Origin of the sequence: Acidovorax sp. LjRoot38 (assembly GCF_964252975.1) — a bacterium.
In the GTDB taxonomy this organism is placed as follows: Bacteria; Pseudomonadota; Gammaproteobacteria; order Burkholderiales; family Burkholderiaceae_C; genus Acidovorax; species Acidovorax facilis.
Window position 1 is genome coordinate 36,435 of sequence record NZ_CAXUPT020000023.1, and the last position, 10,825, is coordinate 47,259.

11 protein-coding genes are annotated in these 10,825 nt (G+C 64.7%); all 11 read left to right on the plus strand.

Annotation, left to right across the window (positions count from 1 at the left end):
• The first annotated feature begins 60 nt into the window (after positions 1 to 60).
• Entirely contained in the window at positions 61 to 1,131 is a 1,071-nt protein-coding gene (locus tag ACSQ22_RS25035; RefSeq protein WP_436131852.1) for an efflux RND transporter periplasmic adaptor subunit, read from the plus strand.
• Position 1,132: 1 nt separating this feature from the next.
• Entirely contained in the window at positions 1,133 to 4,480 is a 3,348-nt protein-coding gene (locus tag ACSQ22_RS25040) for an efflux RND transporter permease subunit (RefSeq protein ID WP_436131853.1), read from the plus strand.
• Positions 4,481 to 4,541: 61 nt separating this feature from the next.
• The gene (locus ACSQ22_RS25045; protein WP_436131854.1) at positions 4,542 to 5,828 is read left to right on the plus strand and encodes an NAD(P)/FAD-dependent oxidoreductase; all 1,287 of its coding nucleotides are present in this window, start codon (positions 4,542 to 4,544) and stop codon (positions 5,826 to 5,828) included.
• 59 nt (positions 5,829 to 5,887) lie between these two features.
• A complete protein-coding gene (locus tag ACSQ22_RS25050) occupies positions 5,888 to 6,097 on the plus strand; it encodes a YgaP family membrane protein (RefSeq protein ID WP_436131855.1) in 210 nt (69 codons plus the stop codon).
• A gap of 13 nt (positions 6,098 to 6,110) precedes the next feature.
• Positions 6,111 to 7,520, plus strand: a complete 1,410-nt coding sequence (locus ACSQ22_RS25055) for a TolC family protein (protein WP_436131856.1) — start codon at positions 6,111 to 6,113, stop codon at positions 7,518 to 7,520.
• 48 nt (positions 7,521 to 7,568) lie between these two features.
• Positions 7,569 to 7,862: a rhodanese-like domain-containing protein gene (locus tag ACSQ22_RS25060; RefSeq protein ID WP_436131857.1), complete on the plus strand. Its 294-nt coding sequence runs from the start codon at positions 7,569 to 7,571 to the stop codon at positions 7,860 to 7,862.
• A gap of 69 nt (positions 7,863 to 7,931) precedes the next feature.
• Positions 7,932 to 8,792: an MBL fold metallo-hydrolase gene (locus tag ACSQ22_RS25065; RefSeq protein ID WP_436131858.1), complete on the plus strand. Its 861-nt coding sequence runs from the start codon at positions 7,932 to 7,934 to the stop codon at positions 8,790 to 8,792.
• 45 nt (positions 8,793 to 8,837) lie between these two features.
• Complete coding sequence (locus ACSQ22_RS25070; protein WP_436131859.1) at positions 8,838 to 9,284, plus strand: OsmC family protein; 447 nt, start codon at positions 8,838 to 8,840, stop codon at positions 9,282 to 9,284.
• A 43-nt stretch (positions 9,285 to 9,327) separates the two neighbouring features.
• The gene (locus tag ACSQ22_RS25075) at positions 9,328 to 9,708 is read left to right on the plus strand and encodes a rhodanese-like domain-containing protein (protein WP_436131860.1); all 381 of its coding nucleotides are present in this window, start codon (positions 9,328 to 9,330) and stop codon (positions 9,706 to 9,708) included.
• Positions 9,709 to 9,792: 84 nt separating this feature from the next.
• Positions 9,793 to 9,984 carry a YgaP family membrane protein gene (locus ACSQ22_RS25080; protein WP_176887060.1) on the plus strand — a complete coding sequence of 64 codons (192 nt, stop codon included), beginning with the start codon at positions 9,793 to 9,795 and terminating at the stop codon, positions 9,982 to 9,984.
• Between the two features lie 584 nt (positions 9,985 to 10,568).
• Positions 10,569 to 10,825, plus strand: a 257-nt coding sequence (locus ACSQ22_RS25085) for a DUF4148 domain-containing protein (protein ID WP_436131861.1), incomplete at its 3' end; no start/stop codon positions are given.

A 10,825-nucleotide genomic window follows, 5' to 3' on the forward strand; every position in this document is an offset into this window, starting at 1 on the left:
TATTGACTAATTAGCTGATTAGTTAAATAATCAATCTCACAAAGATTCCCTGGAGCCGCCATGAAGTCCCTGACCCTGTTGACCGCAGCGCTTTCCCTGGCCGTGTCCGGCGCCTGGGCGGCTGGCGACACCGCTGCGCTGCCGGTCGCCACCTTTACCGTCAAGCCCGCTGCCGCCCAGCTGGCGAGCAGTGTGGACGCCCAGGTCGAGGCCGTGAGGGACGCCACCCTCTCCGCCCAGGTACAGGGTGCGGTGACCAGTCTTTCCGCCAAGGCGGGCGACCGCGTCACGGCGGGCCAGGAGCTGGCACGCATTGACGCACGCGCTGCGCAACAGAGCGCCGCCGCCAGCGCGGCCCAGGTGGACGCCGCGCGCGCCGCCCAAAACGTCGCAACCAAGGAATACGAGCGCCAAAAGCAGCTGTTCCAGAAGCAATACATCAGCCAGGCAGCGCTGGACCGGGCAGAGGCCCAGTGGCGCGCCAGCCAGTCGCAGGTACAGGCCCTGCTGGCGCAGGCCGGTGCGGCCGCCACGCAGTCGGGCTTCTACGTCATCAAGGCGCCATTTGCGGGCGTGGTGGGCCATGTGCCAGCCACCCTGGGCGACATGGCCATGCCGGGCAAACCCCTGATGACCGTGTACGACCCTTCGCTGATGCGCGTTACCGCCTATGTGGGGCAGCAACAGGCCGCCACGCTGCGCGATGGAGGCACTGGCGAGCTGCAGGTGGAAATTCCGGGAGTCTCCGCTTCGCGCATCGCGGTCCCTGCATCCAAAGTGCAGGTGCTGCCCACCGTGGATGCACAAAGCCACACGGTGCAAGTGCGCGTAGAGCTGCCAGCCAGCCTGGTGGGCGTGGCACCCGGAATGTTCGCCCGCTTGTGGCTCGACGCGGGCAAGGGCACTACCTCACCGACAGCAACTGCCTCAGGGCCGCTGCTGGTACCCGCCAGTGTGGTGGTGCGGCGCGCGGAAATGACGGGCGTCTACGTGCTGGATGGCCAGGGCCGACCGCTGCTGCGGCAGGTGCGCCTGGGGCGGCCCGCTGGCGACATGGTGGAGGTGTTGAGCGGCGTGCGCGCAGGCGACCGCATTGCACTCCAGCCCCAAGCTGCTGCCAAGGTGCGCTGACATGAGCACCCCCCAAAACCCTTCTCCGCTCGGAATCTCCGGGCGCGTCGCCGCCTTGTTTCAGGGCGCGCAAATCACGCCCTTGCTGGCCGTGGTGGCGTTTTTGCTCGGCGTTTTTGCAGTGCTGGTCACGCCCCGCGAGGAAGAGCCGCAAATCGACGTCACCATGGCCAATGTCATCGTGCCGTTCCCCGGTGCCTCCGTGGCAGATGTGGAGCAAATGATTGCGACGCCCGCCGAACAGGTGCTGTCGCAGATGCAAGGCACGGAGCACGTGACCTCGGTGTCCCGGCCCGGCGTGGCGGTGATGACCGTGCAATTCAAGGTGGGCGTGCCACGCACCGAGGCGCTGGTGCGCCTGCACGACACCTTGCGCAGCAATGCCGACTGGCTGCCCAAGGGGCTTGGGGCCATGGACCCGATCATCAAGCCCAAGGGCATCGACGACGTGCCCGTGGTGACGCTCACCCTGCACAGCCGCGACGAAACCTCCGGTGCCTTTGCGCTGGAGCGCGTGGCCCACAGCCTGGAGGCCGAGATCAAGCGCGTGCCCGGCACCCGCGAGGTGCAGACCCTGGGCGGCCCGGGCCGCGCCGTACTGGTGCGCATGGACACCAACCGCATGGCAGCCACCGGCACTACGGTAGACGACCTGCGCCGCGCCTTGCAGTCGGCCAACATGGGGCTGCCCGTGGGAGAGCTGCTAGGCGGCGACCGAACCATCCAGCTGGACAGCGGCCCCGTTCTGGCGCGCGCCGATGAGGTGGCCGACCTCATGGTGGGCGTGCGCTCGGGCAAGCCGGTGTTCCTGAAAGACGTGGCCGATGTTCAGGACGGCGCCTTGCCCGCCAGCAGCTATGTCTGGCATGGGGTTCCACGGCGTGCCGCCAGCACCGCCAGTACCAGCGGCGAAGCCCCGCAGAGCGCCGTGGACGAATACCCGGCCGTGACCCTCACGGTGACCAAGAAGGCGGGAGAGAACGCCATCGACGTCGCCAATGCGGTGATGCAGCGGGTCGAGCAACTGCACAACACTGTGATTCCCGACGGCGTGGAGGTGACGGAAACCCGCAACTACGGCGCCACGGCCAACGACAAGGCCCAAAAGCTCATCCAGAAGCTGCTGTTCGCCACAGCGTCGGTGGTGGCACTCGTCTTCCTGGCCCTGGGCCGCCGCGAAGCCGCCATCGTGGGCGTGGCCGTGGTGCTGACGCTCACGGTGACGTTGTTTGCGTCCTGGGCTTGGGGCTTCACCCTCAACCGGGTATCGCTGTTTGCGCTGATTTTCTCGATCGGCATCTTGGTGGACGACGCCATTGTGGTGGTGGAGAACATCCACCGCCACCAGCTGCTGCACCCCGGACGCAGCCTCAAGGACATCATCCCCCACGCGGTGGACGAGGTGGGTGGCCCCACCATTTTGGCCACATTCACCGTGATTGCTGCCCTGCTGCCCATGGCGTTTGTGAGCGGCCTCATGGGCCCCTACATGAGCCCCATCCCCATCAACGCCAGCATGGGCATGCTGCTGTCGCTGGCCGTGGCGTTCGTCATCACCCCCTGGCTGGCCCGGCTGTGGATGAAGGAGCATACTGGCCATCCACCAGGGCATACCAGTCCGGTGCACAGTGGGCTCAGCGCTCGCATCGCGCCCACTTTCGAGCGGGTTTTCAGCCCCTTGCTGGATGACGCCCAAGGCCGGCGCAACCGCCGCTGGCTGGGCCTGGGCGTAGCGGCACTCATTGCCTTGTCGGTCGCTTTGCCGGTGCTCGGATGGGTGCAGCTCAAGATGCTGCCGTTCGACAACAAGTCCGAGTTCCAGGTGGTGGTGGACATGCCTGCGGGTACGCCAGTTGAGCGCACCGCCGCCGTGCTGCACGAGCTGGGCGCACACCTGGCCACCGTGCCCGAGGTGACCGACTACCAGGCCTACGCAGGCCTCTCCGGCCCCATCAACTTCAATGGACTGGTGAGGCAGTACTACCTGCGCTCGGGGGGCGAGGTCGGTGACATCCAGGTCAATCTGGTGGAAAAGCAACACCGCAAGGACCAAAGCCACGCCATTGCCATGCGCGTGCGCCCTGCCCTGCAGGAGATCGGCAAGCTCCATGGCGCCAATGTGAAGGTGGTGGAAGTGCCACCCGGCCCACCTGTGCTGTCGCCCATCGTGGCCGAGGTGTATGGCCCCGAGGCCGATGGCAGGCGCGAAGTGGCGCGTGCTGTGCGCGCCGCACTGGCCGCCACCAAAGGCATTGTGGACGCCGACGACAGCAGCATTGCCGATGCACCCCGCAAGCTACTCCTCGTGGACCGGCGCAAGGCGGCCCTGCTGGGCATTCCCCAGCAGGCCATCGTGAGCACGCTGCATGCGGGGCTGAGCGGCGAAGCCGCCACCTGGCTGCGCGACGCCAGCAAATACCCGGCGCCCGTGCTTTTGCAATTGCCCGCAGAAAGCCACGGCGACCTGGAGGCTCTGTTGCGCCTGACGGTGCGAGGTTCTCAAGGCCAGTTGGTCCCCATTCGCGAGCTGGTCACGGTGAGCGACACCCTGCGCGAACAGCCCGTGTATCACAAGGACCTGTTGCCGGTGAATTTCGTGGTGGCCGACATGGCGGGCCGTGTGGACAGCCCGCTGTACGGCATGTTCCAGGCGCGCAGCGCGATTGCCCGCATCGTGGCGCCTGACGGCGGATCGGTGCAGGAATACTTCGTGCGCCAGCCTGCGGACGCGCTCAGGGGCTACGCCGTCAAATGGGACGGCGAATGGCAGATCACGTTTGAGACCTTCCGCGACATGGGAGCGGCCTACGCGGTGGGCCTGATCCTGATCTACCTGCTGGTGGTAGCGCAGTTTGGTTCTTACCTCACGCCGCTCATCATCATGGCGCCCATTCCGCTGACCATCATCGGCGTGATGCCCGGCCATGCCTTGCTGGGCGCGCAGTACACGGCCACCAGCATGATCGGAATGATTGCCCTGGCGGGCATCATCGTGCGCAACTCCATCCTGCTGGTGGACTTCATCAACCTGCAGGTGCGCGAGGGCGTACCCCTGAAGACGGCCATCGTCCACTCGGCCATTACCCGTGCGCAGCCCATTGTGCTGACGGGGCTGGCGGCCATGATCGGCGCGTTCTTCATCCTGGACGACCCGATTTTCAATGGCCTGGCCATTTCACTGATCTTCGGCATCTTTGTTTCCACCGTGCTCACGCTCGTGGTGATCCCCACCCTGTACTACGCAGCGTACCGGGACCGCAGCGCGGACAGCGGCCCAGACGGCGCAGAGCCTGCCGGCCGCCCTGACAACAGCCCGACAGAGGCTGCCGTGCACCACGGAACGCACTGAACGCTCAGAGCCACACAAGCGGCCGGGCAACAACAACCATCCTTCAACGACAGGAGACAACATGGCACACGTAGTGATTATTGGAGCGGGTATTGGAGGCATGCCGGCTGCGTACGAAATGCGCAGCAAGCTGCCACGCGAGGATCGGATCACGGTGATCAGCGCAGTGGACTACTTCCAGTTCGTGCCCTCCAACCCCTGGATCGCCGTGGGCTGGCGAAAGCGCGATGACATCGTCCTGCAGATCCGCCCCTTGCTGGAGCGCAAGGGCATTGATTTCATCGCCCAACCGGTGAAATCCATCGATGCTCCAGGCAAAGCTGTCACGCTGGAAGATGGAAGCACTGTGAATTACGACTACCTCGTGATCACCACCGGCCCCCGGCTGGCCTTTGAGGAAGTGCCGGGCTCAGGCCCCGTCAACGGGCACACACATTCGGTGTGCTCCGTGGACCACGCGGAACACTTCTGGCGCGACTACCAGAAGTTTCTGGAAGCCCCCGGCCCCATCGTCATTGGCGCCATGCCAGGCGCGAGCTGTTTTGGCCCGGCCTACGAGTTCGCATTCATCGTTGCAGCGGACCTGCGCAAGCGCAAGCTGCGCCACAAGGTGCCGATCACCTTTGTCACCAGCGAGCCCTACATCGGCCACCTGGGCCTGGGCGGCGTGGGCGACAGCAAGAGCATGCTGGAGAGCGAGCTGCGCAGCCAGGACATCAAGTGGATCCACAACGCGCGCACCACACGGGTTGAAGCGGGCAAGATGTTTGTCGAGCAGCTGGACGACAAGGGCCAGGTGCACCAGCAGCACGAGCTGGGCTTCAAGCTGTCGATGATGCTGCCTGCCTTCAAAGGGGTTGATGCGGTGGCATCCGTATCCGGACTGTGCAACCCGCGCGGGTTCGTGTTGATCGACGAGCATCAGCGCAGCAAGGCCTACCCCCACATCTTCTCGGCCGGGGTCTGCGTTGCGATTCCACCCGTCGAGGTAACACCGGTCCCCACCGGGGCGCCCAAGACGGGTTACATGATCGAGACCATGGTCTCGGCCATCGTGCACAACATTGCCGCTGAGATCGCGGGCCAGCCCGCCACCGCCACCGCCACTTGGAACGCCATCTGCCTGGCCGACATGGGGGACACCGGCGCGGCGTTTGTCGCGCTGCCGCAGATGCCGCCGCGCAACGTCAACTGGTTCAAGAAGGGTAAATGGGTGCACCTGGGCAAGATTGCTTTCGAGAAGTACTTCCTGAACAAGATGAAGTCGGGCAATTCCGAGCCTATCTACGAGAAGTACGTGCTCAAGCTCCTGGGCATCACCCGCCTGCACGAGCAAAAGCCCCATTGACCGGCGCGGGACCACGCACCCACCCCCAGTTTCTATCGTTTCTTAACAAGGAGTTCATCATGACAACCTGGCAAATCGTTCGTTTGGTCGCAGGCACCTTCATCCTGCTTTCTCTGGCGTTGGGCATTCCCAGCAGCCCTGTTTTTGCCAGCCAGTGGTGGCTGGCCTTCACGGCGTTTGTGGGCGTGAACCTGCTGCAGAGCGGGCTCACCAAGTGGTGCCTGATGGAGACCATCTTGCGCAAGCTGGGCGTGCGCCCAGGCTGCTAAGGAGGACCACGCCATGCGCAAACTCCTCCTGAGCGCTGCCTTGCTGGCCTGCGGCATGGGTGCAGCCCAGGCGGCAGATTTGCACGAGGCCTGGCTGGCCGCACGGCAGCAACACCCGGACATGGCAGCAGCGGCAGCCACACGCGCCGCAGGCGAGGCCCGCCGCGTGCAGGCCAGCCGTTTGTGGAACCCTTCTGTGACGGCCCAGGCTGCGGCAGGCGCGATGGGCTCACAGACCTCTACCCAGGGGGCTGCGTTTTCCATGCCAGGGACACCACAGGCCTCTGGGGTGGGCTTTGACACCTCGGTCCGCAGCGGCCCGGGCACACGCTGGGGTGTGGAGGCGCGCATGCCGCTGTACAACCCCGAGCGCAGCGCTCAGGGGCGCCAGCTGCTGCTGTCCGCCGATCTGGCAGAACTGCAGGCCGCCTCGGTGCAGCAACAGCTGATGCTGCGAACGGCCCAGCAATACTTCTCGGCCGTGCTGGCGCAGCAGCAGCGCGCGTTGCTACTGCGCCAGCAGGAGGCAACCGATCAGGCTCTCAAAGAGGCGCAGGACCGCTTTGCATTGGGGGACTCGCCGATCACGGATGTGCGCGAAGCCGAGGCGCGCGCGCAGGCCAACGCTGCACTGGTGCAAGCAGCCGATGTTGAGATGCAGATTGCGCGCCAGGCTCTGGCCCAGACCACAGGCTGGAGTCCTGCGCAACTGCCCCCCCTGCACCTGCCAGCCTCGTCGGGCAACGAAACCACCGCCTTGCGCGATGGCAAACCCCTCGCACCCCTGCCTCACTGGCTGAATCTCGCCGCGCAGGACAACCTCCAGGTGCGCACCCAGGCGCAGGCCCTCGCACTGGCCGAGCAAGAGGCAACCAAGGCGGCGCGTTTTGCCAGCACCAAGGTGGACCTGGTGGCCCAGGCCGGTGGCGACCACCTGTCAGGATCAGGCCGGTGGGGCTCTGCCAGCAACTCCGCACGCCAGTACATGGTGGGTGTGCAGATCCAGGTGCCGCTGTACACCGGTGGCCAGCTTGACGCGCGCCAGCAGGAACTGCTGCGCCTTCAGGACAAGGCCCAGGCCGACCTCGACAGCGCCCGGCTCGCCGTAGCCCAGCAGGTACGCGCCAGCTGGCTGCACCTGCAGGCCGGAGCTGCCCGGACCCAGGCCCTGGAGTCGGCGCTCAGGTCGGCCCAGGTTCGGCTGCAGGCGACCCAACTGGGTCGCCAGGTGGGCGACCGCACCACACTGGATTTGCTGCAGGCACACAATGACGCCATGCAGTCGCAATCCAACCTGCTGGGGCACCAGACCCACATGGCGCAAGAACGCCTGCAGTTGATGGCGTTGGCGGGCCAACTGGATGAGGCCGCGTTGCAAGCGGCCACCGACACAGCGCACATGCTGGCTCCGCCCACACCTTGAATCGCCCCCAACCATGCCCTCATCCCACACCCCCACACCGCCAGCGCCATGAATCCCCACCCCGCCTCCACGCTTCCCCTGGTCGTCGATGTCCGTTCGCCTAGCGAATTCGCAGCAGGCCATGTGGCTGGCTCCATCAACCTGCCGCTGGACAGCCTGGCCCAGCAGGCCGCTGCAGCGCTGCCGCACCGCGACCAACCGATGGTGCTTTGCTGCCTTTCGGGCGCACGCTCGGGCATGGCAGTCCAGTGGTTGCGCACGCAAGGTTACAGCCAGGTGTCCAATGGCGGCGGTGTGAGCAGCGTGGCCCTGCAGCTGGGCCGCCCCATCGAACGTGACTGATGGGCTCAGGCGCTTGCCACCGCCACAATCGGTGCATTGTGTCCATTGAGCCTGCAACAGGAGACCCCCGTGAAGCCCCAGATAGAAGCCTTCTTTGACGACGCGACCTGGACCGTGAGCTACGTGGTGTTTGACGAGCCCGGGGGCCACTGCGCACTGGTGGATTCGGTGCTGGACTACGACGCAAAATCAGGCCGCACCCGCACGCATTCTGCGGATCGTCTGGTAGCGTTCGTCCAGAGCAAGGGCTTGACGGTGCAATGGATTCTGGAAACCCATGCCCATGCCGACCACCTGTCCGCCGCACACTACCTTCGCAGCAAGCTGGGAGGAAAAATCGCCATCGGAGCCGCCATCACCCAGGTGCAAGAGGTGTTCAAAGCCATCTTCCACCTGGAGCCAGAGTTCCACCCGGATGGCAGTCAGTTCGACCACCTGCTGCACGACGAAGAAGTGTTTTCTATTGGCCAGCTCGAAGCCAAGGCGCTGGCCGTGCCGGGCCACACCCCTGCGTGCATGGCGTACCAGATCGAAGACGCCGTGTTGGTGGGCGACACACTGTTCATGCCCGACGTCGGCACCGCGCGCTGCGACTTCCCGGGTGGCAATGCGCACACGCTGTACCAGTCGGTGCGCAAGCTGCTCAGCCTGCCCGCACAGACCCGCCTTTTCATGTGCCACGACTACCCCCCCGCAGAGCGCGCCCCCGCCTGGCAGACCACGGTCGCCGCTCAGCGCGCCCACAACATCCATGTGCACGACGGCATGACCGAAGCGGCATTCGTCGAACTGCGCACCCGGCGCGATGCAACGCTCGACATGCCCGTTCTCATCCTGCCGTCGGTGCAGGTCAACATCAGGGCCGGGGCGATGCCCCCGGCAGAAGACAACGGCGTGACCTATCTCAAGATTCCCGTGAACGCGCTGTGACACGCTATCCACCAGCCAACCCCTCTGAAGATCCCGGAGATTTCCATGAGCAACGAACAAGTCACCGTTGAACTGGTCCAGCAAGAGGACTACCGCTTTGACATCCATTTTGGCGGCACCGTCCCCCACCTGATCGGCGATGAACCCGCCCCGATGGGCTCTGGCAAGGGCCCATCGCCGGTGCAGCTGCTTTGCGCAGCGGTAGGCAATTGCCTGAGCGACTCCCTGCTGTTTGCGCTGCGCAAGTTCAAACAGTCACCGGAGCCCTTGCGCGCCACCGTGGTGGCCCAGGTGGGCCGCAACCCAGAGGGACGCCTGCGTGTGCTGCGCATGGACGCCACCTTGCAACTGGGCGTACCTGCCGCACAACTGGAACACCTGGACCGCGTGCTGAGCCAGTTCGAAAGCTATTGCACGGTGACCCAGAGCGTGGGGCAGGGTATTCCCATCGTGCTGAAAGTGCTGGACGCCAACAACGCCGTCCTCAAATGACAGCACGGCATATCCACCGTCTCACTACTTGAGGAAACATCCGATGAAAACAGCCCACGATCTCGTGGCCGCAGCGAAAGCCCAGGTCCATGAAGTCCCCATCGACCAAGCCGATGAAGCCATCCGACTGGCCGATGTTCTGATCGACGTGCGCGAGGCCGACGAGTACCAGGCCGGACACATACCCGGTGCCATCCACGCCTCGCGCGGGGTGCTGGAGTTCAAGCTCAGCAGCACGCCAACACTCACCTCGCGCGATCTGAAGGTGGTGGTGTACTGCAAGACCAGCGGGAGGGCCGCCTTGGCGGCCTGCGCCATGCGCGACATGGGTTACCTGCAGGTGCAGTCCATCGCAGGCGGCTTTGACGCCTGGGCTGCAGCGGGCAAACCCGTGGCGTCCCCCGAGCCACCGTCTTTCGACTGATCCAGTGGTGCATCAGCCATGCGCCACCTCCTGTGCAAGAACGGCCCCGCCCCCGGGGCCCATGCGTAACCCAAAGGAATTGTCATGAACTTCAATGTTGGAACCCTGGATCGCGTGCTGCGCATCGTGGCAGGCTTGGTGCTGATTGCCTTGGCTGCCACAAACACTGTGGGATGGTGGGGCTGGTTGGGCGTCGTCCCCTTGGCCACTGGCCTGTTCCGCTTCTGCCCCGCCTACACACTGCTGGGCATCAATACCTGCCCCCTGAAAAAGTAGCCAGACGCGGCAAACGCTGCGCGTGCGGTGCAGGCATTTCCCGTACGTGCAGCCCTGAGCATGTGTTTACGGTCTCGCCGGAGATCGTGAACAGACGCTTCGACAATTTGGCCCCCACACATCTCAAGCCGGGCCACCACCTCCGCACAACAGCGCTACCGAAGGGCTGACGCCCCGTGCAAGGCCACCTGCACCACCACCGGCGGGTGGTCTGCATCGCCCAGGCTCTGACTGACGCGGAGCAGTTCGACAGCTCCACGCTTTCCCGGCGTCGCAGGCCCGGGCACCAGAGTTTCTCCCCGTAATACCCAGTGGGTGAAATACGCCCATGGGCCTCCAATCCCTGCATACCCCTCCCTGCGAAGCGCTTCTTGGCGCAGCAGATCAATTGTTTCCAATACTGGAACAGTTAGTTTGCGACTGGGTAGTTTTTCTCTGAACAGCACCGGCGTACAGTTCAACCCATCGATGAGCCGAACCCGCAAGGCGACTCACCGAACCCGGTTTGAAGCAGTTTTCAGCATCCGCTTCTGGCGCTTTATTCCGGCTTTTTTTGAGACGCTTTTTATCCAAGGATTTGCACCATGAACACGACTGCCCGTTTCCTCTCTATCGCCGCTGTTGCTGCTTTCGCCTCTTTCGGCGCCCACGCAGACGAAGCTGATGGCTCGCAATTTGCGCTCCAATTCGACACCAACCGCACCCGTGCTGAAGTGGCCGCTGAAGCCGCCACGGTGGCCCAGACCCGCAGCCAAGAACCTGCTGGCTCGCGCGTGGTGACATACACCTCCACAGCTGACCGCGCGGCAGTGCGTGCCCAGGCAGCCGAAGCCCTGCGCAC

What these genes read in the sequence shown, in the direction of transcription:
- ACSQ22_RS25055 (WP_436131856.1), top strand. Translation starts at nt 6,111, where the DNA reads ATGCGCAAACTCCTCCTGAGCGCTGCCTTGCTGGCCTGCGGCATGGGT.
- ACSQ22_RS25075 (WP_436131860.1), top strand. Translation starts at nt 9,328, where the DNA reads ATGAAAACAGCCCACGATCTCGTGGCCGCAGCGAAAGCCCAGGTCCAT.
- ACSQ22_RS25070 (WP_436131859.1), top strand. Translation starts at nt 8,838, where the DNA reads ATGAGCAACGAACAAGTCACCGTTGAACTGGTCCAGCAAGAGGACTAC.
- ACSQ22_RS25060 (WP_436131857.1), top strand. Translation starts at nt 7,569, where the DNA reads ATGAATCCCCACCCCGCCTCCACGCTTCCCCTGGTCGTCGATGTCCGT.
- ACSQ22_RS25040 (WP_436131853.1), top strand. Translation starts at nt 1,133, where the DNA reads ATGAGCACCCCCCAAAACCCTTCTCCGCTCGGAATCTCCGGGCGCGTC.
- ACSQ22_RS25035 (WP_436131852.1), top strand. Translation starts at nt 61, where the DNA reads ATGAAGTCCCTGACCCTGTTGACCGCAGCGCTTTCCCTGGCCGTGTCC.
- ACSQ22_RS25050 (WP_436131855.1), top strand. Translation starts at nt 5,888, where the DNA reads ATGACAACCTGGCAAATCGTTCGTTTGGTCGCAGGCACCTTCATCCTG.
- ACSQ22_RS25080 (WP_176887060.1), top strand. Translation starts at nt 9,793, where the DNA reads ATGAACTTCAATGTTGGAACCCTGGATCGCGTGCTGCGCATCGTGGCA.
- ACSQ22_RS25045 (WP_436131854.1), top strand. Translation starts at nt 4,542, where the DNA reads ATGGCACACGTAGTGATTATTGGAGCGGGTATTGGAGGCATGCCGGCT.